Consider the following 23,334-nt stretch of genomic DNA (forward strand, 5'->3'; position numbering starts at 1 on the left):
GGATCGGACGGCGGTGGACTCAGGGGGTCACCCGGTCAGGAGGCCTGGGGCTCCAGGAACTCCAGCCGGTTGCCGAGCTTGTCGAAGGCGTAGAAACGGTCGTGGCCGGGGAAGTTGTCGTCCCACGTCACCTCGTGGCCGCACTCCTCCAGGCGCTTCGCGAGATCGCGCAGCGAGCGGACGAGGATGCCCGGGTGGGCCTTGCGGGCCGGGCTGAACTCCTGCTCCACGCCGAGGTGGACCTCCAGGCCGCCGCCGCGGAACCAGCAGCCGCCGCGGGCCGCGAGCACCGGCGGCTTCTCCAGCTCCGTCATGCCCATGACCTCGCCCCAGAACTGGCGGCACAGGTCCTCGGCACCGGCCGGGATGGCGAGCTGGACGTGGTGGAGCCCGCCGAAGGAGTACGCGGAGGCGGTCTCGGCGCCGGTCTCTTCCGTGGTCTCGGCGGTGTTCTCGGTGGTCATGCTCAACTCTCTTTCGTGTGCGTGCTGTTGCGGTCGGTACGCGGGGGCCGACGCGAGGTCAGCCGGTGGCGGACGCCAGTGCGTCGTGACGGGCGGCCATGCCGTCGCTGCGGACGGTGAAGGACAGCTTCCGCACCCCCTCCTTGGCGCGCTCCAGCGCCTCGTCCGGAGTGCTTCCCACGGCGCAGACGTGCGCCCCGCGCGCGAACGAGCCTGTCACGCCGTCGAGTCGCTTGCCCGGCTCGCGCAACACCTCGACGTCCACGACGCCTTCGAGGGCGCGGGCCTCCTCCTCGCCGGTGACCTCGGTGATCTCGCCGACCGCGTCCGGGCAGGCGTACCAGATGGCGGCGGCCCGCGGCCCGTCCGTGGTCCGCGCGAGCGCGGCCCGTACGTCGTCGAGGACGCTGAGCCCGACGGCCTGGCGGGCGACCACGTCGATCAGGTCGACGCCGCTGATCCGCGCCCACAGTTCGGGGATCTCGTCGCCGGCGGGCCGCAGGTGGGTCTCCACGACGTGCACCGCGTCGGCGGCGACGATCACCTCGGTGTGGGTGACGCCGCGGCGCACCTCCAGGGCGGTGAGCATGTCCCGGACGGCGGTGGCGATGCGCTCCTCGTCGCCGCCGGGCAGCGGGGCGGGGACGACGTGCCCCACCTCGACGAAGTGATCGTGCTCGGAGATCTTGCGGGTGATGCCGACGACGAGGTGCTCGCCGTCCTCGCTGACGCTCTCGACGCTGTACTCCTCGCCGCCGAGGAACGGCTCGACGAGCAGTTCGGGCGAGTCGAGGTCGCCGGCGCCGGTGGCCCCCCACTCCAGGGCGCGCTCGATGTCGGCGGGGCCGTCGATGCGGGTCACGCCCTTGCTGGCGACGCCCCGGACGGGCTTGCAGATCAGCGGGTAGCCGGCCTTCTCCGCGATCTTGAGGATGCCCTCGGCGTCGTGCACGGTCTCGGCCACGATGTCGCTGACGCCGGCGGCCGCGAGGACCCGCCGCATCTCGCACTTGTCGGCGACGGCGCGCACGGTCTCGGGGCTGTGCCAGGGCAGGCCGAGGTCGAGGCCGATGGCGGCGGTCTTCTCGGTGTCCTTCTCGGTGAAGTTGGTGAGCCGGTCGACCGGGTCGACGGCGTGCACGAACCGGGCGGCGGCCACCCACTCGTCGACGGGCGCGTCCTCCTTCAGCACGATCAGCCGCTGGATCTTCTCCCGGCTGCGCAGCCTGGGCACCACCTCGGGGCGGCAGATGACGGTCGTGCGCAGGCCGGGCCAGGCGTCGCGGGCCCGGTCGGGCAGGTCGCGGCCGCCGCTGACGATCAACAGGTGCAGCGGGGGCGGGGTGTCGGACATGGAGCTCCTCCGGGGAGACGGGTGGGTCAGCGGCCGGTCGCGGTGGGCACGGCGGTGTCGGAGTCTGCGGCGTCGGCTTCCGGTTCGGCCTCGGGCCCCTCCGGCACGGCCTTCGGACGGGGCCGGGTGCCCGTCCAGCTGAGGGCGGCGGCCAGCGGGAAGCACACGGCGAGGATCAGCCAGCCGGCGGGCCCGGTCCGGGTCAGCAGCCACAGCACGACGGCCGGTCCGGCGATCTCGGCGGCCGAGAAGCCCAGGTTGAAGTAGGCCAGGTAGCGGCCCTGCGCGGCCTCCGGGGAGAGCGCGAAGGAGATCTCCCAGGACGACGCCGAGTGCAGCAGTTCGGCGACGGTCAGCAGCAGCAGCGCGGCCATCAGCGTCACCGCGGCCCACACCGGGGTCTTCACGACGCCGCTCGCCGCGAAGGCGCAGCAGGCGAACGTGAGCAGCAGGGCGGACCAGTTGGTGGCACGGGTGGCGCTCGCCAGGTCGTCGATGTGCCGGGTCACCCTGACCTGGCCGAGCACGGTGATGACGGTGTTGGTGGTGACCAGGACGGTGATCATCCAGATCGGTGAGCGGGTGTGCTCGGCCACCCACAGCGGCAGCACGGTGATCAGGACGGCGTCGTGCAGGAACAGCACGCCGTTCGCGGCCATCGCGGCGGTGAACCGCCAGTCCCGGATCGGCGGGCGGACGTCGGCCGCGGCCTTCCCGCCGTCGGCCTCCTTGGGCGCGCTGGGGCCGACCTTCGGCAGCAGGCAGACGAAGAAGAAGACGAACACGAAGCTGATCGCGTTGCCGATGAACAGCCAGCGGAAGGCGGTCTCCGAGCCGGTGGTGAGCGAGATGCCGGCCAGTGCGAAGCCGACGGTGAAGCCGAGATTGCGCAGGGCCCGGATGAACCCCATCGTGCGGTTGCGTTCCGTGCCGGTGATCAGCCGGCCCACCAGGGCCTGGTTCAGCGGCTGGCCCGCCCGGTCCATGACGAACAGCAGACAGGCCGTCACCACGAACTCGGTGAAGCCCTGCACGTTCAGGTACGCGAGATAGCCGATGGCCCGCCAGACGATCACGACGAGCAGCACGTTGCGCGGCCCGAACCGGTCCGCGAGCCGGCCCATGGGCACGGTGGTCGCCAGACCGACGACGCCCGCGATGCCCATGCCCAGGCCGAGCTGCGTCTCGGACAGTCCGGCGAACCGGGTGAAGTACAGGGCCGAACCGGCCAGGAACATGCCGGTGCCGACGGAGCCGATGAGCGCGTTGAGCGCGATGATCCGGGATTCCCGGGTGGCGGGCATCGCCCCGAGGAACCGGGTGTACCAGGCGGTGCTTTCAGTCATGGGTCTTCCTTCCGGTCCACTGGTCCCGCCAGTGGTCCACCAGCGCGTCCCAGGCGTGGACCTGGCCCTCGGGCAGATAGGTGCGCCGGATCGCGTGCGGGTGCGCGGTCCACGGCTCGGCCGGCGAGCGCACGGTGGCGAACGCGAGGACGTCGTCCGGCAGCAGGTCGCCGGTGCCGGGGATCCCTCCGTACGGGTACGCGAACAGCCGCGCCGGGCCCGGCCCGTAACGGGCCGCGATGTCGGCGAGCGAGCCGCGCGTCTCCTCGCGCACCAGATCCGCGGGACTGCGGTCCAGGTGCGGATGGGTGCGGGTGTGCGCGCCGATCAGGTGGCCGTCGGCGGCGAGCCGGTCGCACTCCTCGTAGGTGAGGTGGTCCTCGCGCGGCCGGTCGCTGCGCCGCCCGAGCAGGCCGGTGCAGACGAAGAACAGCGCCCGCACGCCGAGCCGGTCCAGGATCGGGGCGGCGTGGGTGAGGTTGTCGCGGTAGCCGTCGTCGAAGGTGACGAGCACGCTGGGCCGGTCGGGCCGGTGCGGCCCGTCCGCGGCGAGCAGTCCGGCCGGGTCGTACGGCGCGAAGTCTTCTAGGACGCGGGCCAGTCCGCGCTCGAAGTCGCCCGGGGTGAGCGCCGTGTAGTGGCGCACGTCGGGGTGGACGTGGTGGAAGTAGAGCACCAGCGGCCAGCCGGCGGCACTGCCCGTGGCGGGCTGGTGCTCGTCGGGAATGCCGTCGACGTACGGGGCGGCGGGCACGGTCATCGGGCGGCTCCGGAGGTCTCGTGGGTGTCGTCCCCCGCGGAGTCCGCCGAGGGGTCCGCCACCGCGTCCGCAGAAGAGTCCGCCGGGGATTCCCCTGTGGCTTCCACCGTGGCCAGGACACCGGTCATGACCCGCTCGACCGCCGCGGCCAGCTCCTCGATCCGCGCGGGATCGAAGCGACCGGTGGAGTACTTGAGGCTCAGCTCCAGCTGCCCGTCGACGATGTCGCCCTCCGCCATCAGCAGATAGCGCTCCCGCTGCAGCGGCGAGCGGTGCGCGCCGAAGCTCTCGCCGGCGGGGCGCAGCACCGCCCCGGGCGCCCGTTGTTCGAGCCGCAGCAGATGGCCGCGGAAGTTGAGCCGGACGGCGGGCCGGGGGCGGGCCTGCAGGGCGGCCCGTTCGGCGGCGACGGGCGAGGCGTACCGCAGCGCGTCGTAGCCGTACCGCCGCTCGGGCAGGGCGGTCAGCTCCGCCAGGGCGGCGTGCAGGGCGGCGAGGCCGTCGCCCTCCCAGCGCAGCACGGCGGGGAAGGTGCTCTGCACGTAGCCGACGGTGCGGGACAGGTCGAGGTCGCCGACGGAGACGTCGCGGCTGTGCGCGTACACGTCCACGCCGTGCACCGGCTCGCCGGTCCATGCGGCGAGGCCGCCGACGAGCGTGCCGAGGGCGAAGTCGTGCGGGGCGACGCCGCGGGCCGGCAGGACGTGCGTGACCAGCCGGGTGGCCTCGGCGGACAGCCGGAAGCGGTGGGTGCGCAGGCTGGGCAGCCGGTCGTCGTCGTCCCGGTCGGGCCGCAGCTCCGCGAACTCCCCGGTGTGTACGGCCCAGACGCCGGCGTCCCGGCGGGCCTCGGGGCTGCCGAGCCAGGCGGCCGTGGCCGTGGCGACCGCGCGCGGTCCGGTCGCGGGCGGCTGGGCTGCGGAGCCGTCCGTGAGCAGGGCTTCGAGGTCGTCGACGAGGAGTCCCATGGAGACGCCGTCGAGCACGAAGTGGTGCACGGTCATCAGCAGCCGGGCCGTGCCGTCGCCGAGTTCCGCGTGGAGCAGCCCGAAGACCCGCCCGCCGGCCAGCGACATCTCCCGCTGCGCGGCGGCCAGTTCCGCCTCCAGGCGGGCCGTCCGCTCGTCGGGCGGTACGGCGGTGAGGTCGGCGTACCGGACCGCGCCGGGCGCGTCGGGCTCGGTCAGGGCGACCGTGCCGTCGGCGTGCAGGACGGTGCGGAGCGCGGGGTGCCGTCGCAGCAGGGCCTCCGCGACGGTGTGCAGCCGGTCCCGGGTCAGGCCGGGTTCGGCGGTGAACAGCGCGTTGAGGCAGAAGTGGTCCGGCTCGGGCAGCTCCCCGTCGTACAGCCAGCGCTGCTGCGCGGGCAGCAGGTCCAGCGGACCGGCCGGCTCCTCGCCGGTCGGCGCCACCGGCGCGGACCGTTCGGCGGCGCGGGCGACGGCGGTCCGGGCGGTGCGCCCGGTGAGCAGGTCGGCGGGGCGCATCGGCACGCCCTGGGCGCGCATCCGGGCGCAGACCCGCATGGCCATCAGGGAGTCCCCGCCGCGGGCGAGGAAGTCGTCGTCGGGGCCGAGGCCGGGGTCCTGCAGCAGTCCGCGCAGCAGCAGGACGACGGTGTCGAGCGGCGACAGCCCCTCGTCGTCCGGAGTCCCGTCCGGGTCGGCGAGGAGCTCCGCGGCGGCGGCCGCGGCGGCGTGCCGGTCGGTCTTGCCGGAGGTGGTGAGCGGCAGCCTGTCGAGCACGGCGATGCGGCCGGGCACCAGGTACGCGGGCACGCGTTCGCGCAGGTGGGTGCGGACGGCCTGCGGGTCGGGCCCGTCGGCGGTGCGGGCGAGGGCGGCCGCGAGGACGCGTCCGGCGGGGCCCCCGTCGACGGTGAAGGAGACCGCGGAGGTCACCCCGGGGACGCCGAGCAGATGGCGGTCGACCTCGTCGAGCTCGATGCGGTGGCCGCGTACCTTGACCTGGTTGTCGGCCCGGCCCAGGAACTCCAGGTGGCCGTCCTCGTGGCGCAGCACGAGGTCGCCGGTGCGGTACATGCGCGCGGCGGGGTCCTCGGCGAACGGGTCGGGGACGAAGCGCTCCGCGGTGCGCGCCGGGTCGTACAGGTACCCGGCGGCGAGCAGCGGCCCGCCGATCCACAGTTCGCCGCTCTCGCCGGGGCCGACCGGCCTGCGGTGGTCGTCGAGCACGTGGAGCAGGCGGTCGCCGACCGGTCCGCCGATGGCCAGGCCGTCGCCGGCGGGTACGGGCGCGTGCGGCGGGAGCACCAGGGCGCTCGCGGTGATCACGGTCTCCGTCGGGCCGTAGCCGTTGACGAGGGTGGTGTGGGCGAGCGGGCCGCGCCGGTGGGCGTGGGCGTCGTCGGCGGTGGCGTTCTCGCTGCCGATGACGACGGTGCGGACGCCGGTGAACGACGGGCCCGTCGCTCCGTCGAGCTCCGCGCAGAGCATCCGCCAGTAGGCGGTGGGGAGTTGGAGCACGGTGACGTCCAGGGACGCGGCGATCCCGGCCAGCGCGTCGGCGTCGGGGACGCCGCCGTCGTGGAAGGCGAGCGTGCCGCCGGCGGCCAGCGTGGGCCAGATCTCCTCCTGGGCGACGTCGAAGCCGATGCTGGCGAACTGCAGCACCGTGTCGCGCGCGGTCAGCCCGAGGAGGTCCTGCACGGCGGTGACGTGCCCGGCGAGCTGGGGGTGTCCGACCAGGACGCCCTTGGGCACGCCGGTGGAGCCGGAGGTGTAGACGACGTACGCGGGCTGGTCCGCGCCGAGGTCCGCGCGGTCGGCCCCCGAGGCGGCCGGTCCGGTCTCGGCGTCGAGGACCGCGGCGGCCCGGGAGTGCCGGAGCAGATGGCCGCGGCGCTCGTCGGGGGTCGCGGTGTCGATCGGCAGGAACGCGGCGCGGGCCAGCCAGGTCCCGAGCATGGCGACGATCGCGTCCGGCCCGTTCGGCAGCCGTACGGCGACGACGTCCCCGGCCCGCACGCCCAGCCGTTCGAGGTCGCGGGCGGTGCTTTCGGCGCGCTCCCACAGCTCGGCGTAGGTGACGGCGGAGCGGGGGGTGCGCAGGGCGACGGCGGCCGGTGCGGCGGCGACGCGCTCGTGGACGAGCGCGGCGACGGTCGGCAGGTGCGGGTTCACGAGGGCCGGACCTCCGCGGTGGTGGTGGCGGGGCCGCACGGGTCGAGCACGAGCCGGGCCGGCGCGAGGAGTTCGTCCCGGTACACCTCGTGGCGCTGGACGACGACCGTCAGGTCGGCGGCGGCGACGGCCGCCCGCAGGTCGCGGCTCGGGGTGAGCGGCCGGCCGCGTACGGCGAACGACTCGACGTACGGGTCGTGGAAGGTCACCTCCGCGCCGGCGCCGAGCAGTTCGGCGGCCAGCGGCTCGGCGGGCGAGTGGCGGGTGTCGGCGATGTTCGGCTTGTACGTGACGCCGAGCAGCAGGATCCGCGCGCCGCGGACGGGCACGCCGTGCCGGGCCAGGAGTTCGCGGGCGCGGGAGGCGACCCAGACGGGCATCGAGTCGTTGATGCGCTGGGCCTGTTCGGCCATCCGGAACGGCACGCCGGCCTGGGTGGCGCGGTGGACCAGGTACAGCGGGTCGACGGGGATGCAGTGGCCGCCGACGCCCGCGCCGGGGCGGAAGGGCGTGAAGCCGAAGGGCTTGGTCGCGGCGGCCTCGATGGTGTCCCACACATCGACGTCGAGCCGGTGGCAGATCTGCGCGAACTCGTTGACGAGGGCGAGGTTCACCTGGCGGTAGGTGTTCTCGAGGATCTTCGCGGCCTCGGCCTCGCGCGGGGAGCGGGTGACGTGCACCCGCTCGGTGAGCTTTCCGTAGAACTCGGCGGCCCGCGTGCCGCATTGCGCGGTCAGACCGCCGACGACCTTGGGCGTGTTGTGGAAGCCGAACCGCGTGTTGCCCGGGTCGACGCGCTCCGGGGAGAACGCGAGGCCGAAGTCCAGGCCCGCGACCAGGCCCGACTCCTCCAGGATGTCGCGGATGACGCCCTCGGTGGTGCCGGGGTAGGTGGTCGACTCGACGATGATCAGCTGGCCCGGCGACAGATGGTGACGGACCGTCCGCGCCGCGGACAGCAGCGGCTCGAGGTCCGGCACGCCGTGGGCGTCCACCGGGGTGGGCACGCACAGCGCGACGATCGAGCAGTCGCGCAGGAACGCCGGGTCGGTGGTGGCGTCCAGCAGCCCCGCGGTCGCGGCCAGTTCACCGCCGGTGACGGTGTCCACGGGCGGCCGGCCGATGTTGACCTGGGCCACCAGGAAGTCGCTCAGGTCGAGGCCGCGGGTGCGGTAGCCGGCGGACGCGGCGGAGACGGCCAGCGGGAGCCCGGCGTAGCCGATGCCGACGACGGCGACCTCGACGGTGCGGGACAGGCTCTGCGTGCGGTCACGGGCGGCCGTGTCCACGCCTTCGGGCGGCGCGGCGGCGATGACGTCCATCTGTTGCTCCTGGGAGGCACGAACTGGCGTGGGGGCGGGGAGGGCGTGGCGGCGCGGGCCCTCTACCACCAGCCGTTGTCGTCGCGCGGGCCCGAGGGCTCGGTGGTGAGGGACGCGACGGCCGTGGTGGCCTCCGAGGCGCTCGTGGCATCCGTTCCGGCGGCCGGCCCGGTGACGGCGAGGGCGAGGAGGAGCGGGGCGGTGCACGCGGTACAGAGGAAGGCGCGGATGGTCGCAGACATGACTGTCCCCCCGGGATCAATGTCAGTGAGGTGCGAGATTCGGTCCGGCCTCTGGCGGTGTCGCCCGGGCCGGGATCGCACTGGAATCCTGCTCGCCCGCCTCCTGCCCGATCAAGCCATCGGAGCGGCGGCAACTCGACATGGCGGAGGTGGGACAGACCTTCGCCGCATCTCACCATGCGAGACCGGAGGCAAAGGGAGATTCAAGCGCAGGGGCGCCATCAGCGGAAACGCGAAGAGGCGGGTCACCGGACCCTGAGGGTCCGGTGACCCGCCTCCGGCGGAGGGCGGCCTTCCCGTCTCAGCCGAGCAGCCCCGACTCGGCTATCCGCAGCGCCGTCTGAAACCGCGTCTGCGCGCCGAGCCGTTCCATGAGCCCCGAGATGGAGCGGCTGAGCGTGCGCGACGAGATGCCGAGCCGGCGGGCGATCACCTCGTCCTTGACCCCGTCCGCCAGCATCCGCACGATCACCAGCTCCTGGCTGTCGAGCACGAGGCCGACGGTCCTGCAGGACTGCAGCGGCGGCGAGGGCGTGGCGTTGTACCAGCAGTAGTCGTACAGCGCGTGCAGCGAACGGACCAGCGTCTTCCCGTGCACCGCGACGGCCCCCTGCCGGCTGTCCTCCGGGTCGATGGGGAGCACCGCGAGGTCGTCGTCGAAGAGGATCATGCGCAGCGGCAGGTAGTCGGCGGTACGGGCCTCCCGGCCCGGGCGCACCGCGTCCGCCAGATAGCCGGCCATGAAGGGGACTTCGGCGGTCCGCCGCAGGTAGAGCGCCTCGACCCGGATGCCGCGGCTCTCCATCTCCTTGTCCCGCAGCAGCATGTCGTCGATGAGTTCCTCGGGCGGCGGACCGCCCGGGTGCATCGACCGCATCCGGACGCGCGCCGCGCTGCCCGCGTCCTCCAGGAAGGCGTTCACCAGCGTCGGGTCGGGCAGGATCTGCACCTCGACCGAGTCGCGCCGCTCCTCGGCGAGCCGGCTGTAGTCGCGTACGAGCGTGGAGATGGACGAGCGGATCTTCGTGACGAGCTGGAGGTGGGCGGCGGTCTGCCGCTCCTCGGCCGAGAACAGCCGGATCAGGGCCGCCTCCGGGGCCACGGTCACATAGCCGCTGGGCGAGTCGGAGGCGGGTGTCAGCAGCCCGAGCAGACTGAGTTCGTCGCAGAGCTGCTCGGCCTCGGCGCGCGAGCAGCGGGCCTCGGTCGCGATGTCCTCGAGCGACCACCCGGGGTTCCGGGAGATCAGCCCGTAGATCTCTCTTCGCGCATCACTGTTCCCCTCCACGACGACGCCCCCCTGTACCCGTCCCGGCAGCCCTGCGCTCACGATCTTGGTCCGGAAGAATGAACCGGGGGCGCCGCTCTGGCGCGGCGCCCCCGGGTCCTTCGTTTCCGCAGGTAGAAACGGTTCTGTAGACGAACCGCTCGGTGGGGCGGGTGGGACTCGAACCCACGGCCGACGGATTATGAGTCCGCTGCTCTAACCGGCTGAGCTACCGCCCCTCCACGGCGTGGCGCGTACATGTGTGCGCGCCGTCTGCCGCAGCATAGCCGCTCATACGATCTCCTGCTCCGGATGCTCGGCGATGCCCGACCATGAGGACTTCGCGCCGCCGCACACGGTTCCCGGGGAAACGAAAAAGGACCCCGAAGGGTCCTCTTCCGATGGCTCCCCCGACTGGACTCGAACCAGTAACCCTCCGGTTAACAGCCGAATGCTCTGCCAATTGAGCTACAGGGGATCGCGCTCCCCCGACTGGACTCGAACCAGTAACCTGCCGGTTAACAGCCGGCTGCTCTGCCAATTGAGCTACAGGGGATTGCTGCGTTGCACCGAACTGACCCACCTGGGGTGTTCCCGGGCGGCGCTCGCTCGCTGCGACACATACATTAGCGCAAGCAGGGGGGTGCTCCGCCAATCGGTATCCCCCAGGGACGCACGACGCAGGCACGACGCTCCAGGGAAGGTTCGCAGCCATGCGGTACAAGCTGACGTTCGTCGCGGGACTGGCCCTCGGTTACGTCCTCGGCACCCATGCAGGACGCGAGCGCTACGAGGAGATGAAGAAGTCCGCGCGCGAGCTCGCCCGGAACCCCGCGGTGCGCAACGCCTGCGAGACGGCCGCCACCACCGGCCGCGAGTACGCGGGCAGGGCGTACCACTCGGTGAGCGAGAAGGTTGGCGACCGGCTGCCGGCCGCCGTGACGGACCGGCTGCGGCCGGGGCGCCGCCGCTCCGACGAGGACCTCGACGACGACTGGGGCACCAGCAACACCTGAGTCCTCGGGCGCGGCGCGGCCGGGGCCGGTCCACGCGCGTCACAAGATGCCCGCGCGTGCGGCAGAATCTTGAGCATGGGGATAGTGGCCGGTCTCGACAGCTCAACCGACTTCACGCGCATCGTCGTCTGTGACGGCGACACCGGCGCGGTACTGCGGCAGGGCTATGCCCCCCATCCCGTCGAACCCAAGGCCGTCGACGTCGACCCGCAGGCGTGGCTCCTCTCGCTCGGGGACGCCGCCACCGGCGGGCTCCTGGAGGGCGTGCAGGCGATCGGCGTCTCGGCGCAGCAGAACGGACTCGTGCCGCTGGACCGGACCGGCGGCCTGGTGCGGCCCGCGATGGTCGGCAACGACCGGCGGGCGCAGATCGCCGCGGCCGATCTCGTCGAGGCCTTCGGCGGCCGGCAGGCATGGGCCGAGGCGGTGGGCTGCGTCCCGCAGGCCGGGCAGCCGGTGGCCAAGCTGCGCTGGCTGGCGCGCACCGAACCGGAGGCCGCGGCCCGGGTCGCCGCCCTCGTGCAGCCGCACGACTGGCTGGTCTGGCAGCTCCTGGGCCGGCCGGTGCGCCGCACCACGGACCGGGGTGCCGCGTCGGGCACCGGCTACTGGTCGGCGGCGACCGGCTCGTACCGTCCCGACCTCGTCGAGATGGCGCTCGGCCACCAGGCGGCGCTGCCGGAGGTGCTCGGGCCGTCCGACGCGGCCGGGACCACCCCCGAGGGCCTGCTGATCTCGGCCGGCACCGGAGAGACCATGGCGGCCGCGCTCGGGCTCGGGCTCGGGCCCGGCGACGCGGTGGTGTCGCTCGGCGCGTCCGGCTCCGTGATGGCGGTGCACCACGAGGCGCTGGCCGACCCGCGCGGCATGATCACCTCCTTCGCCGACGCCACCGGCATGCACCTGCCGGTGGTGCACACCTCCAACGCGGTGCGGGCGCTGCGCGGCACCGCGGACCTGCTCGGCTGCGAGGACCTGGCGGAGCTGTCCGCGCTGGCCATGAAGTCCACGCCGGGCTCGTCCGGTCTGGTGCTGCTCCCCTACCTGGAGGGCGAGCGGACCCCGCAGCTGCCGCACACCGCGGGCACGCTCAGCGGGCTGCGGCGCGAGTCGATGAAGCCCGAGCACCTGGCGCGGGCCTCGTTCGAGGGCATGCTGTGCTCGCTGGCCGACGCGATGGACGTCCTGCGCGGGCGCGGGGTGGAGGTGCGCCGGGTGTTCCTGCTCGGCCAGGCCGCCGAGCTGCCGGCCGTCCAGGCGATGGCCCCGGCGATCTTCGGCGCGCAGGCCGTCGTCCCCCAGCCGGCCGACTACGCGGCACTGGGCGCGGCACGGCAGGCGGCCTGGGCGCTGGGCGTGGCCCAGGGCACCCTGTCCCCGCACACGCCGCCGGCCTGGCAGGGCGCGGTGGCCCAGGTCCTGGAGCCGGGCGGCGAGCTGGCGGTGGGTCAGGCGGTGCGGCAGCAGTACACGGCGACGCGCGAGCAGATCCACCCGGGCGCGTTCGCGTAGGGCGGGCGGCAGGCCGGAAAGTACGACAGTCGCACGTGTCGCAGGCCCTGGGGAAAACCGGCTCGTAACGTCGCCGGGCGACGGGCGATAGTAGGTCCCGTGCTCATAAGACTGCTCCGGACCTTCCTCGGACCGTACCGAAAACCGATCGCCCTGCTGGTGCTGCTGCAGTTCCTGCAGACCTGCGCCACCCTCTACCTGCCCACCCTCAACGCCGACATCATCGACCGCGGTGTCGTCCAGGGGGACACCGGCTACATCCTGCGGTTCGGCGCGCTGATGGTCGCCGTGTCCGTGGTGCAGGTCGTCTGCAACATCGGCGCCGTGTACTACGGGGCGCGGACCGCCTCCGCGCTGGGCCGGGACGTGCGCGCCACGGTGTTCGCCCGGGTGCAGTCCTTCTCGGCCCGTGAGGTCGGGCAGTTCGGCGCGCCGTCGCTGATCACCCGGACCACGAACGACGTCCAGCAGGTGCAGATGCTGGTGCTGATGGCGTTCACCCTGATGGTCTCGGCGCCGATCATGTGCGTCGGCGGCATCGTGATGGCGCTGTCGCTGGACGTGCCGCTGTCGGCGGTACTGCTGTCGGTGGTGCCGGTCCTGGGCATCGCGGTCTCGCTGATCGTGAAGCGGATGCGGCCGCTGTTCCGGACGATGCAGGAGCGCCTCGACACGGTGAACCGGGTGCTGCGCGAGCAGATCACCGGCAACCGGGTGATCCGGGCCTTCGTCCGCGACGGGTACGAGAGCGAGCGGTTCCGGGGCGCGAACACGGAGCTGACGGACGTCTCGATGGCGACGGGCCGGCTGATGGCGCTGATGTTCCCGACCGTCATGACGGTGGTGAACGTCTCCAGCGTGGCCGTGGTCTGGTTCGGCGCGCACCGCATCGACAGCGGCGACATGGAGATCGGCGCGCTGACCGCCTTCCTCGCCTATCTGATGCAGATCGTGATGGCCGTGATGATGGCCACCTTCATGTTCATGATGGTGCCGCGCGCCGAGGTCTGCGCCGAGCGCATCCAGGAGGTGCTGGACACCGGTTCCAGCGTCGTCCCGCCGGCCGAGCCGGTGCGGGAGCTGGACCGGCGCGGCCATCTGGAGATCCGGGGCGCGGACTTCCGCTACCCGGGCGCCGAGGCGTCGGTGCTGCGGGACGTGGAGCTGGTGGCCCGTCCGGGCGAGACCACCGCGATCATCGGCTCGACCGGCAGCGGCAAGTCCACACTGCTCGGCCTGGTGCCGCGGCTGTTCGACGTGACCGGTGGCGAGGTGCTCGTCGACGGCGTGGACGTGCGGTCCCTCGACCCGGAGCTGATGGCCAGGACGGTGGGCCTGGTGCCCCAGAAGCCGTACCTGTTCTCCGGGACGGTGGCGACGAACCTGCGGTACGGGAAGCCGGACGCGACCGACGAGGAGTTGTGGCAGGCGCTCGAGGTGGCGCAGGCCGCCGACTTCGTCCGGAAGCTGGAGCACGGGCTGAACGCGCCGATCGCGCAGGGCGGCACCAATGTCTCCGGCGGCCAGCGGCAGCGGCTCGCCATCGCGCGGACCCTGGTGCAGCGGCCGGAGATCTATCTCTTCGACGACTCGTTCTCGGCCCTCGACTACGAGACGGACGCGCTGCTGCGCTCCGCGCTGGCGCGGGAGACCGCGGACGCGACCGTGGTGATCGTCGCCCAGCGGGTGTCGACCATCCGCGAGGCCGACCGGATCGTGGTCCTCGACGAGGGCCGGGTCGTGGGCGCCGGACGGCACCACGAGCTGATGGCGGACAACGAGACGTACCGGGAGATCGTGCTCTCCCAGCTGACCGAGGCGGAGGCTGCCTGATGGCCGGTCCTGGCGGACGCATGATGATGGGCCAGTCCGGTGAGCGGTCCATGGACTTCAAGGGCTCCGGGAAGCGGCTGCTGAAGCAGCTGGCGCCGGAGCGGAGCGCGCTGTGGCTGATGCTGGCCGCCTGCGTGCTCAGCGTGGCGGCCTCGGTGGTCGGGCCGCTGATCCTCGGCAAGGCGACGGACCTGGTGTTCGCGGGCGTCGTCGGCCGCGGGATGGACGCCGGCACCACCAAGGAGCAGGCCGTCGCCGGGCTGCGCGCCGAGGGCGACGACGGCATGGCGGACATGCTCTCCGGCGTCGACTTCACCCCCGGGCAGGGCATCGACTTCTCCGCGGTCGGCACGGTGCTGCTGCTGGTCCTCGCGATCTACGTGGCGGCCGGTCTGCTGATGCTGGTGTCGACGCGGCTGTCGATCACGGTGATCAACCGGACCGTGTACCGGATGCGCGAGGACGTCCAGGCGAAACTGTCGCGGCTGCCGCTGTCGTACTTCGACAAGGCCAAGCGCGGCGAGGTGCTGAGCCGGGCCACCAACGACATCGACAACATCTCGCAGACCCTGCAGCAGTCGATGGGCCAGCTGATCAACTCCCTGCTGACCATCGTCGGCGTGCTGGTGATGATGTTCTGGATCTCGCCGCTGCTCGCGCTCGTCGCGCTGGTGACCGTGCCCGTGTCGGTCGTGGCGGCGGCCCGGATCGGCAAGCGCTCGCAGCCGCACTTCGTGCAGCAGTGGCAGTCCACCGGCAAGCTGAACGCGCACATCGAGGAGATGTACACCGGGCACTCCCTGGTGAAGATCTTCGGCCGGCAGGACGAGGCCGCGAAGGACTTCGCCGAGCAGAACGAGGCGCTGTACGAGGCGGGCTTCAAGGCCCAGTTCAACAGCGGTGTGATGCAGCCGGTGATGTTCTTCATCTCCAACATCAACTACGTGCTGGTCGCCGTGGTCGGCGGTCTGCGGGTCGCCTCGGGCACCCTGTCCATCGGCGACGTGCAGGCGTTCATCCAGTACTCCCGGCAGTTCTCGATGCCGCTGACGCAGGTCGCGTCGATGGCGAACCTGGTGCAGTCGGGCGTGGCCTCCGCCGAGCGGATCTTCGAGCTGCTCGACGCGGAGGAGCAGGAGCCGGACGCCCCCGGGTCACAGAAGCCGGAGCAGCTCAAGGGCCGGGTGGCGCTGGAGAAGGTGGCGTTCCGCTACGAGGCGGAGAAGCCGCTGATCGAGGACCTGTCGCTCACGGTGGAGCCGGGGCAGACGGTCGCGATCGTCGGCCCGACCGGCGCCGGCAAGACGACCCTGGTGAACCTGCTGATGCGGTTCTACGAGGTCACCGGCGGCCGCATCACCCTCGACGGGGTGGACGTGGCGGACATGTCGCGGGAGGACCTGCGGGCCGGGATCGGCATGGTGCTCCAGGACACCTGGCTGTTCGGCGGCACCATCGCCGACAACATCGCGTACGGCGCCTCGCGCGCGGTGAGCCGGGAGGAGATCGAGGAGGCGGCCCGGGCGGCGCACGCGGACCGATTCGTCCGGACGCTGCCGGACGGGTACGACACGGTCCTCGACGACGAAGGCAGCGGCGTCAGCGCCGGCGAGAAGCAGCTGATCACCATCGCGCGGGCGTTCCTGTCCGACCCGGTGATCCTGGTCCTCGACGAGGCGACCAGCTCCGTCGACACCCGCACCGAGGTGCTGATCCAGAAGGCGATGGCCCGGCTGGCGCACGGCCGCACGTCCTTCGTGATCGCGCACCGGCTCTCGACGATCCGCGACGCCGACGTGATCTTGGTGATGGAGAATGGCGCCATCGTCGAACAGGGGACGCACAGCGAGCTGCTGGCGGCGGAGGGCGCGTACGCGCGCCTGTACGCGGCCCAGTTCGCCCAGGCGGTCGCCGAGGTCGACTGACCACAGCACGACCACGAAGGGGGAACCGCCATGGCGGACGAGAAGAACGAGCAGGACGAACCGGGGCTGAGCGCGGCGCCGCAGCCCGGCCTGGGCATCGCGCTGTGGATGCCGATCGGCCTCGCGCTGGGCATCAGCCTCGGCCTGCTCGCCGGCAACCCGGGCATGGGCATCGGCCTGGGCATGGGGGTCGGCGTCGCGATCGGCGCCGCCTTCGAGGCGGCGAACAGGAAGCGGCGCGAGGGGGCGTCCGAGCCGGACGCCTGACGGACGGCCGGCCGGCTTCGGCGGACGCCTCAGTCGAGGTAGCCGCGGAGCTGGTCGGCGAAGGCGTGGTCCCGCAGCTTGTTGAGGGTCTTGGACTCGATCTGGCGGATGCGTTCGCGCGTCACGCCGAAGAGCCGTCCGATCTCCTCCAGGGTGCGGGGCCGCCCGTCGTCCAGCCCGTAGCGCAGCTGGACGACCTTGCGCTCCCGCTCGCCGAGCGTGGAGAGCACCGCGTCCAGATGCTCCCGCAGCAGCAGGAAGGCGGCGGACTCCACCGGGGACGCGGCGTCGCCGTCCTCGATCAGGTCGCCGAGGGCGACGTCCTCCTCCTCGCCGACCGGCGCGTGCAGCGACACCGGCTCCTGCGCCAGCCGCAGCACCTCGCTCACCCGCTCGGGCACCAGGTCGAGCTGGGCGGCGACCTCTTCGGGCGTGGGCTCGTACCCCCGCTCCTGCAGCATCCGGCGCTGCACCCGGATCACCCGGTTGATCAGCTCCACCACATGCACCGGGACGCGGATGGTGCGGGCCTGGTCGGCCAGCGCCCGGGACATCGCCTGCCGGATCCACCAGGTCGCGTACGTGGAGAACTTGTAGCCGCGGGCGTAGTCGAACTTCTCCACCGCCCGGATCAGGCCGAGATTGCCCTCCTGCACCAGGTCGAGCATGGTCAGGCCGCGGCCCACGTACCGCTTGGCGACGGAGACCACGAGCCGCAGGTTCGCCTCGATCAGCCGGCGTTTCGCCATCCGGCCCATGACGACCAGCCGGTCCAGGTCGTGCGCCAGGCGCGAGTCCAGGTCCGGGGTGCGAGCGAGCTTCTCCTCGGCGAACAGACCGGCCTCGACCCGGCGGGCCAGCTCGACCTCCTCCTCCGCGGTGAGCAGCGGGATCCGGCCGATCTCGCGCAGGTACTGCCGGAACAGGTCGCCGGTCGGCCCGCTCCCGGCGAGCTCGGGACGCCGCGGCACCGGCTCGGGCTCCGGGGCCTCCTCGGCCAGTTCTTCGGGCGCCGGCCCCTCGGGAGGCGCGGGCCGCTCCGGCTGCTGCTCCTGCTGCGGCGCTCTGCGCTGCTCGGGCACGGCGTCCGCCGGGGTGAGGGTCCGGGTCTGCACGGGGGCGACCTCCAGGGCTCCGAGGGCTCAGGCACCGGATCCAGTGTGGGGTACGACACACGGCCGCCACGAGGGGCGTGCGGGGACTTTTTGAATCCGGTACGTGACGGGCGCGCTACCGCGCGTCAGAGCGCCGCCGCTCCGTGGGTGCGGAGGGACTGGGCGTACTGGGTGAGCACCCACAGTTCGTTCTGCACCGCGGCGACCTGTTCGGGCGCGCCGTGCGCGCCGAGCCGGGCGAGCTGGCCCTGGACGTCGCGGATCCGGCGGTCCACGGCACGCAGCCGGACGGTCACCAGCTGGTCCCCGGCGTACACCTCGTCGACGCTCTTCGCGAAGACGGTCTCGACGGCCAGCTCGCGGACCAGCGCCCGGACCGTGTCGTCGGGGGCCGACTGCAGGACGACGTCGAGGTAGTCGGCGGGGGCGTCGGTCGCGCCGCCGGCGTCCTGGATGCACTGGCGCACGGCCGCGTACGGCGGCGCGGTGAACTCGTCGATCCCGTACGCGTCGAACGCCGGCGAGACGAGCTCGGGCCGCTGCAGGGCCAGTTTGAGCAGCTCGCGCTCGGTGCGGTGGGCGGGGCTGCGCAGGTTGAGCGCGGGGCCGGCGGGGGCGACGGGGGCCTGGATCTGCGGGGCCTGCCGACGGTTCTGCGCGGGCGCCGGGCCCTTGCCGCCGCGGTCGCGCTGCCAGCGGGCGAGCTGGCCGACGCGGTGGACGACGAACTTCTCGTCGAGGATGCCGACCAGGCCGGCGAGCTGGACGGCGACCGCGTGCTGCACGGCGATGTTCTTGATCTTCGCGACGACCGGGGCGGCCTCGTCGAGCGCGGCGGCGCGGCCGGCCGGGGTCTCCAGGTCGTACCGGTTCACGATCTGCCGCAGCGCGAACTCGAACAGCGGGGTACGCGGCTCGACCAGGTCGGAGACCGCCTCGTCGCCCTTGGCGAGGCGTAGTTCGCAGGGGTCCATGCCGTCCGGGGCGATGGCGATGTAGGTCTCGGCGGCGAACTTCTGGTCGTCCTCGAAGGCGCGCAGGGCGGCCTTCTGGCCGGCGGCGTCCCCGTCGAAGGTGAAGATCACGCGGGCCGAGCCGTTGTCCATCAGGAGCCGGCGCAGGATCTTGATGTGGTCGCCGCCGAAGGCGGTGCCGCAGGTGGCGATGGCGGTGGTCACGCCGGCCAGGTGGCAGGCCATGACGTCGGTGTAGCCCTCGACGACGACGGCCCGGCTGCTCTTCGCGATCTCCTTCTTCGCCAGGTCGATGCCGTACAGGACCTGGGACTTCTTGTAGACCGGCGTCTCGGGCGTGTTGAGGTACTTGGGCCCGTTGTCGTCGTCGCGCAGCTTGCGCGCGCCGAAGCCGACGACCTCGCCGCCGACGTCCTTGATCGGCCACATCAGGCGGCCGCGGAAGCGGTCGATGGGGCCGCGGCGGCCGTCCTGGGAGAGGCCGGAGAGGATCAGTTCCTTGTCGGAGAACCCCTTGCCGCGCAGGAAGCGGGTGAGGTGGTCCCAGCCGGCCGGGCTGTAGCCGACGCCGAAGTGCGCGGCGGCGGCCTGGTCGAAGCCGCGCTCGGCGAGGAAACGGCGGCCGATCTCGGCCTCGGGCGAGCCGAGTTGGTCCACGTAGTACTGGGCGGCGGCCTTGTGCGCCTCGATCAGCCGGATCCGCTCGCCGCGCTGGTGGCCGGGGTTGTAACCGCCCTCCTCATAGCGCAGGGTGATGCCCGCCTTCGCGGCGAGCCGCTCGACCGTCTCCGAGAAGGAGAGGTGGTCGATCTTCATCACGAAGGCGATCGTGTCGCCGCCCTCCTGGCAGCCGAAGCAGTGGAAGAGACCCTTGCTCGGGCTGACCTGGAAGGACGGGGACTTCTCGTCGTGGAAGGGGCACAGGCCCTTCAGATTGCCGCCGCCGGCATTGCGGAGCTGGAGGTACTCGGACACGACGGCGTCGATCGGGACCGCGTCCCGTACCGCCTTCACGTCGTCATCGTTGATCCTGCCTGCCACGCATGGATTCTACTGGGGCGCACCGGCGGACTAGGGCGCTCCGGCTCAGGGGATGAGGCTCTCCAGCGGCACCGAAGGGTTCGCCAGGGCGTCCGGGTCCACGGTCGCGCCGGAGCGGATGAGCTTCTGGATGTCCTCTGTGACGTCCCACACATTCACGTTCATGCCCGCGACGACCCGGCCCTCGTTCAGCCAGAAGGCGATGAACTCCCGCTTGCCGACGTCGCCGCGCGCCACGACCTGGTCGTACGAGCCGGGCGGCGCCCAGCCCGAGTACTCCATGCCGAGGTCGTACTGGTCGGTGAAGAAGTACGGCACCCGGTCGTAGGAGACGTCCCTGCCGAGCATGGCGCGGGCGGCGGCCGGGCCGCCGTTGAGCGCGTTGGCCCAGTGCTCGACGCGGATGCGGGTGTGCAGCAGCGGGTTCTGGGCGGCGGCCACGTCGCCCGCGGCGAAGATGTCCGGGTCGGAGGTGCGCAGACTCGCGTCCACGGCGATGCCGCCGCCGTCGGCGCGGTCGACCAGCGCGAGCCCGGCGTTCTCGGCGAGCGCGGTGCGCGGGGCGGCGCCGATCGCGGCGAGCACCGCGTGCGCGGGGTGCTCCTCGCCGTCGTCGGTGCGGACGGCGAGGACCATGCCGTCCTGGCCGACGACCTCGGTGAGCCGGGCGCCGAAGTGGAACCGGACGCCGTGCTCGGTGTGCAGGTCGGCGAAGACCTGGCCGAGCTCCGGGCCGAGCACCCGGTTCAGCGGGGTGGGCTCGAACTCGACGACGGTGACCTCGGCGCCGTACGTGCGGGCGGCCGCGGCGACCTCCAGGCCGATCCAGCCGGCGCCGGCGATCACCAGGTGGCCGTTGTCCCGGCCGAGGCCGGTGAGGACCTGCTTGAGCCGGTCGGAGTGGGCGAGCCGGCGCAGATGGTGCACGCCCGCCAGACCGATGCCGGGGATGTCGAGCCGGCGCGGCTCGGCGCCGGTGGCGAGCAGCAGCTTGTCGTAGCGGATGACGGTGCCGTCCCCGAGGCGGACGGTGCGGGCGGCGCGGTCGATCGTGGTGACTGACTGGCCGAGGTGCAGCTCGACGTCGTTCTGCGCGTACCAGGCGGGTTCGTGGACGAAGACGCTGTCCCGGTCCTCCTTGCCGAGGAGATAGCCCTTGGAGAGCGGGGGGCGTTCGTAGGGGTGGTCGCGCTCGTCCCCGATCAGGATGACCCTGCCGTTGAAGCCCTCGGCCCGGAGCGTCTCCGCCGCCTTCGCCCCGGCCAGGCCCCCGCCGACGATGACGAAGCTGAGATCTGCGTCGACCACTTGATGCCTCCTCGTTGCGACCGCTTCCACGCTACGCCTCCCGGCGTGGGGACGGGCTCTACCGCCCCGGCGCTTCCAGGGAGCGTCCCGCACGGAGCGTGGGGGCGGAAGAGGGCCGGGAACGGGCGCCCGGACCGGAGCAGGCCGCTCCGCGACGGCCGTTCGGTCAGGCGGGACGGGCGGTGAGCCGTTCGTGCAGGGTGCGGGCGGACGCGTCGGTGAGCGAGGCGATCTGATCGACGATCACCCGTTTGCGGGAGCGGTCGTCGGGGGCGGCCAGGTACTGGGCGCGGAACTGCGGTTCGAGGCCGTGCGGGGCGCGGCCGGTGAGCGCCTCGGCCAGTTCGGCGAGCACGATCCGCTGGTCCGCGCGGAGCGCCTCCTGCTCGGCGCGCTGCATGACGTAGCGGTCGGCCACCGCCTTGAGGACGGCGCACTCGTTGCGGGTCCGGCGGGGGACGACGAGTTCGGCCGCGTACCGGGTGAGCCGGCCGGAGCCGTACGCGGCGCGGGTGGCGCCCTCGGCGGCGAGGCAGAACCGGCCGATGAGCTGGCTGGTGGCGTCCTTGAGCCGGGCCTGGGCGACGGCGGAGCCGTCGTAGCCGTGCGGCCACCAGTCCTGTTCGACGAGGCGGTCGAGGGCGTCGGCGAGCTCCTGCGGGTCGGTGTCCTCGGGGACGTACCGGCCGATGGCGACCCGCCAGATGTCGGCGCGTTCGGGCTCGGAGTAGAGCAGGTTGGGGTCGATGTGCCCGGCGTGCAGCCCGTCCTCGAAGTCGTGCACGGAGTACGCGACGTCGTCGGACCAGTCCATGACCTGGGCCTCGAAGCACTTGCGGTGCTCGGGGGCGCCCCGGCGGACCCATGCGAAGACCGGCAGGTCGTCCTCGTAGACGCCGAACTTGGGCGAGCCCGGGTCGGTGGGGTGTCCGCCGCGCGGCCAGGGGTACTTGGTGGCGGCGTCGAGCGAGGCGCGGGTGAGGTTGAGGCCGACGCTGACCGGTTCGCCGGTGGCGGGGTCGGCGAGGAAGCGCTTGGGTTCGATGCGGGTGAGCAGGCGCAGGGACTGGGCGTTGCCCTCGAAGCCGCCGCAGTCCTTGGCGAAGTCGTTGAGCGCCTGTTCGCCGTTGTGCCCGAAGGGCGGGTGGCCCATGTCGTGGGAGAGGCAGGCGGCCTCGACGAGGTCGGGGTCGCAGCCGAGCGCGGCGCCGAGTTCGCGGCCGACCTGGGCGCATTCGAGGGAGTGGGTGAGCCGGGTGCGCGGGCTGGCGTCCCAGGCATGACTTCTCGTGCCGGGGGTGACGACCTGGGTCTTGCCGGCGAGCCGGCGCAGCGCGGCGGAGTGCAGCACCCGTGCCCGGTCGCGCTGGAAGGCCGTCCGCCCGGGGCGTTTGTCGGGTTCGGCGTCCCAGCGTTCGATGGCCGCCTCGTCGTAGCCGGGGGTGTCCGTGTTGCCGTCCATGTCCCGAAGGTAACCGGCGGGACCGACAGGCGGGGCTAGGCGGTGGCGAGTTCTCGCCCGGGGATCAGGTTTCGGGGGGTGCCCACGGCACGGTCGTAGCGGTGGAGGACCAGGCGGGCCAGGGCGGGGTGCGGGCCGAGCGGGGCGGCGGCGATCCAGGGGGCCTGGGCGGCGCTGCGGGTCGCGAAGAGGCCGGGCGCGGTGAACAGGGAGGCGACGGCGATCCGGTGCCGGCCGCGGGCGGCCAGGGCGCGGACCGCGTCGGGGACGGTGGGCGCGGCGGCGGAGGCGTACGCGGCGACGACGGGCACGCCGAGGCGCTCGCGGAGCAGGGCGGCGGTGCGGCGGGTGTCCGCGGCGGACTCGGGGGCGCGGGAGCCGGCGGAGGCGAGGACGACGGCGGTGTCGCGGGCGGCGCCGTGCGCCTCGGTCCAGCCGGCGTCGACGAGGCGTTCGTACAGGGCCTCGATGAGCAGTGGGTGGGCGCCGAGCGGGTCGGCGACGCGGGTGCGGACCGCGGGCGCGGCGGCCGCGGCGGCGGGCAGGTCGTGGGTGACGTGGTACCCGCGGCCGAAGAGCAGCGGCACGAGGACCGCCTCGCCGCCCGGGGCGAGGTCCGCGAGGGTGTCGGAGAGCAGCGGGGCGTTCAGCTCGACGTGGCCGAGGCGGACGTCGAGTCCGGGGCGGAGGTCGCGGACCCGTTCGAGCAGGGCCTGGACGGTGGGGAGCGCGCGGGGGTCGCGGCTGCCGTGGGCGACGGCTATGAGGGTGGGCGGGCGCGTGCCGCGCCGTGCGCCGTCGGGGCGGACCTGGCCGAGCCGGGTGCCCAGCTCGTCCGTGATCCGGCCGAGGAGCTGGGCCGTGGCGGCGAGGGTGATGTCCGGATCCGTCATGGACCGATCCTGACCGCGCCACGTTGCCTGCCCGTTGCGTGGGAGTCACGAGTGTTTTCCACAGGCTCACGGGACGGGGAGGAGCGCTGT

At 72.9% G+C, this 23,334-nt stretch carries 18 protein-coding genes and 3 tRNA genes; 5 read left to right on the forward strand and 16 right to left on the reverse strand.

Translation table 11 applies throughout. The annotated features are described in order from the left end of the window. Nucleotides 1-35 precede the first annotated feature (35 nt). The 11 genes from ABZO31_RS09960 to ABZO31_RS10010 all read right to left on the reverse strand — a co-directional run bounded on the left by ABZO31_RS09960 (nt 36) and on the right by ABZO31_RS10010 (nt 10,454). The gene (locus ABZO31_RS09960) at nt 36-464 is read right to left on the reverse strand and encodes a glyoxalase (protein WP_406860761.1); all 429 of its coding nucleotides are present in this window, start codon (nt 462-464) and stop codon (nt 36-38) included. 58 nt (nt 465-522) lie between these two features. Continuing rightward, nucleotides 523-1,818, reverse strand: a complete 1,296-nt coding sequence (locus ABZO31_RS09965; RefSeq protein WP_406860762.1) for an ATP-grasp domain-containing protein — start codon at nt 1,816-1,818, stop codon at nt 523-525. Nucleotides 1,819-1,844: 26 nt separating this feature from the next. Continuing rightward, nucleotides 1,845-3,164, reverse strand: coding sequence for an MFS transporter (locus ABZO31_RS09970; protein ID WP_406860763.1), 1,320 nt, complete (start codon nt 3,162-3,164; stop codon nt 1,845-1,847). After that, nucleotides 3,157-3,924: a polysaccharide deacetylase family protein gene (locus ABZO31_RS09975; protein WP_406860764.1), complete on the reverse strand. Its 768-nt coding sequence runs from the start codon at nt 3,922-3,924 to the stop codon at nt 3,157-3,159. Before ABZO31_RS09975 ends, ABZO31_RS09970 begins: the two co-directional genes overlap by 8 nt. Further along, entirely contained in the window at nt 3,921-7,067 is a 3,147-nt protein-coding gene (locus ABZO31_RS09980; RefSeq protein ID WP_406860765.1) for an amino acid adenylation domain-containing protein, read from the reverse strand. Before ABZO31_RS09980 ends, ABZO31_RS09975 begins: the two co-directional genes overlap by 4 nt. Then, entirely contained in the window at nt 7,064-8,389 is a 1,326-nt protein-coding gene (locus ABZO31_RS09985; RefSeq protein WP_406860766.1) for a nucleotide sugar dehydrogenase, read from the reverse strand. Before ABZO31_RS09985 ends, ABZO31_RS09980 begins: the two co-directional genes overlap by 4 nt. A gap of 62 nt (nt 8,390-8,451) precedes the next feature. Continuing rightward, on the reverse strand, nt 8,452-8,631 hold the full coding sequence (locus tag ABZO31_RS09990) for a hypothetical protein (protein ID WP_406860767.1): 180 nt from the start codon (nt 8,629-8,631) through the stop codon (nt 8,452-8,454). Nucleotides 8,632-8,932: 301 nt separating this feature from the next. After that, complete coding sequence (locus ABZO31_RS09995; protein WP_406860768.1) at nt 8,933-9,919, reverse strand: helix-turn-helix transcriptional regulator; 987 nt, start codon at nt 9,917-9,919, stop codon at nt 8,933-8,935. A gap of 144 nt (nt 9,920-10,063) precedes the next feature. Beyond that, nucleotides 10,064-10,137: transfer RNA gene (locus tag ABZO31_RS10000), tRNA-Ile, on the reverse strand. Nucleotides 10,138-10,300: 163 nt separating this feature from the next. Beyond that, a tRNA-Asn gene (locus tag ABZO31_RS10005) sits at nt 10,301-10,376 on the reverse strand. Between the two features lie 5 nt (nt 10,377-10,381). After that, a tRNA-Asn gene (locus ABZO31_RS10010) sits at nt 10,382-10,454 on the reverse strand. A gap of 157 nt (nt 10,455-10,611) precedes the next feature. Between ABZO31_RS10010 and ABZO31_RS10015 the strand changes: the two genes are divergently transcribed. The 5 genes from ABZO31_RS10015 to ABZO31_RS10035 all read left to right on the forward strand — a co-directional run bounded on the left by ABZO31_RS10015 (nt 10,612) and on the right by ABZO31_RS10035 (nt 16,451). After that, complete coding sequence (locus ABZO31_RS10015; protein WP_406860769.1) at nt 10,612-10,914, forward strand: YtxH domain-containing protein; 303 nt, start codon at nt 10,612-10,614, stop codon at nt 10,912-10,914. 75 nt (nt 10,915-10,989) lie between these two features. Next, entirely contained in the window at nt 10,990-12,426 is a 1,437-nt protein-coding gene (locus tag ABZO31_RS10020) for a xylulokinase (RefSeq protein ID WP_406860770.1), read from the forward strand. Nucleotides 12,427-12,525: 99 nt separating this feature from the next. Continuing rightward, nucleotides 12,526-14,259 (forward strand): ABC transporter ATP-binding protein, encoded by a 1,734-nt coding sequence (locus ABZO31_RS10025; protein ID WP_406860771.1) that lies wholly within the window; start codon nt 12,526-12,528, stop codon nt 14,257-14,259. Beyond that, entirely contained in the window at nt 14,259-16,184 is a 1,926-nt protein-coding gene (locus tag ABZO31_RS10030) for an ABC transporter ATP-binding protein (protein ID WP_406860772.1), read from the forward strand. The genes ABZO31_RS10025 and ABZO31_RS10030 overlap by 1 nt, the downstream gene beginning before the upstream one ends. Before the next feature lie 30 nt (nt 16,185-16,214). After that, entirely contained in the window at nt 16,215-16,451 is a 237-nt protein-coding gene (locus ABZO31_RS10035) for a hypothetical protein (RefSeq protein ID WP_406860773.1), read from the forward strand. 29 nt (nt 16,452-16,480) lie between these two features. Here ABZO31_RS10035 and ABZO31_RS10040 read toward each other — a convergent pair whose 3' ends face one another. The 5 genes from ABZO31_RS10040 to ABZO31_RS10060 form a co-directional block, all read right to left on the reverse strand. Beyond that, the gene (locus tag ABZO31_RS10040) at nt 16,481-17,581 is read right to left on the reverse strand and encodes an RNA polymerase sigma factor (RefSeq protein ID WP_406865307.1); all 1,101 of its coding nucleotides are present in this window, start codon (nt 17,579-17,581) and stop codon (nt 16,481-16,483) included. Nucleotides 17,582-17,691: 110 nt separating this feature from the next. Continuing rightward, nucleotides 17,692-19,581, reverse strand: a complete 1,890-nt coding sequence (dnaG, locus tag ABZO31_RS10045; RefSeq protein WP_406860774.1) for a DNA primase — start codon at nt 19,579-19,581, stop codon at nt 17,692-17,694. A 45-nt stretch (nt 19,582-19,626) separates the two neighbouring features. Further along, nucleotides 19,627-20,889, reverse strand: a complete 1,263-nt coding sequence (locus ABZO31_RS10050; protein WP_406860775.1) for an NAD(P)/FAD-dependent oxidoreductase — start codon at nt 20,887-20,889, stop codon at nt 19,627-19,629. Nucleotides 20,890-21,055: 166 nt separating this feature from the next. Next, nucleotides 21,056-22,351, reverse strand: coding sequence for a deoxyguanosinetriphosphate triphosphohydrolase (locus tag ABZO31_RS10055; RefSeq protein ID WP_406860776.1), 1,296 nt, complete (start codon nt 22,349-22,351; stop codon nt 21,056-21,058). Nucleotides 22,352-22,386: 35 nt separating this feature from the next. Then, a complete protein-coding gene (locus ABZO31_RS10060; protein WP_406860777.1) occupies nt 22,387-23,244 on the reverse strand; it encodes a sirohydrochlorin chelatase in 858 nt (285 codons plus the stop codon). Nucleotides 23,245-23,334: the final 90 nt, after the last annotated feature.

Origin of the sequence: Streptomyces solicamelliae, from assembly GCF_045348655.1 — a bacterium.
GTDB classification, from domain to species: domain Bacteria; phylum Actinomycetota; class Actinomycetes; order Streptomycetales; family Streptomycetaceae; genus Streptomyces; species Streptomyces solicamelliae.

Excerpts from the sequence above, each read along its gene's own strand:
- ABZO31_RS09985 (WP_406860766.1), bottom strand. The coding sequence starts at position 8,389 with ATGGACGTCATCGCCGCCGCGCCGCCCGAAGGCGTGGACACGGCCGCC.
- ABZO31_RS09960 (WP_406860761.1), bottom strand. The coding sequence starts at position 464 with ATGACCACCGAGAACACCGCCGAGACCACGGAAGAGACCGGCGCCGAG.
- ABZO31_RS10055 (WP_406860776.1), bottom strand. The coding sequence starts at position 22,351 with ATGGACGGCAACACGGACACCCCCGGCTACGACGAGGCGGCCATCGAA.
- ABZO31_RS10035 (WP_406860773.1), top strand. The coding sequence starts at position 16,215 with ATGGCGGACGAGAAGAACGAGCAGGACGAACCGGGGCTGAGCGCGGCG.
- ABZO31_RS10030 (WP_406860772.1), top strand. The coding sequence starts at position 14,259 with ATGGCCGGTCCTGGCGGACGCATGATGATGGGCCAGTCCGGTGAGCGG.
- ABZO31_RS09965 (WP_406860762.1), bottom strand. The coding sequence starts at position 1,818 with ATGTCCGACACCCCGCCCCCGCTGCACCTGTTGATCGTCAGCGGCGGC.
- ABZO31_RS10020 (WP_406860770.1), top strand. The coding sequence starts at position 10,990 with ATGGGGATAGTGGCCGGTCTCGACAGCTCAACCGACTTCACGCGCATC.
- ABZO31_RS10060 (WP_406860777.1), bottom strand. The coding sequence starts at position 23,244 with ATGACGGATCCGGACATCACCCTCGCCGCCACGGCCCAGCTCCTCGGC.
- ABZO31_RS09975 (WP_406860764.1), bottom strand. The coding sequence starts at position 3,924 with ATGACCGTGCCCGCCGCCCCGTACGTCGACGGCATTCCCGACGAGCAC.
- ABZO31_RS10015 (WP_406860769.1), top strand. The coding sequence starts at position 10,612 with ATGCGGTACAAGCTGACGTTCGTCGCGGGACTGGCCCTCGGTTACGTC.
- ABZO31_RS09970 (WP_406860763.1), bottom strand. The coding sequence starts at position 3,164 with ATGACTGAAAGCACCGCCTGGTACACCCGGTTCCTCGGGGCGATGCCC.
- ABZO31_RS09990 (WP_406860767.1), bottom strand. The coding sequence starts at position 8,631 with ATGTCTGCGACCATCCGCGCCTTCCTCTGTACCGCGTGCACCGCCCCG.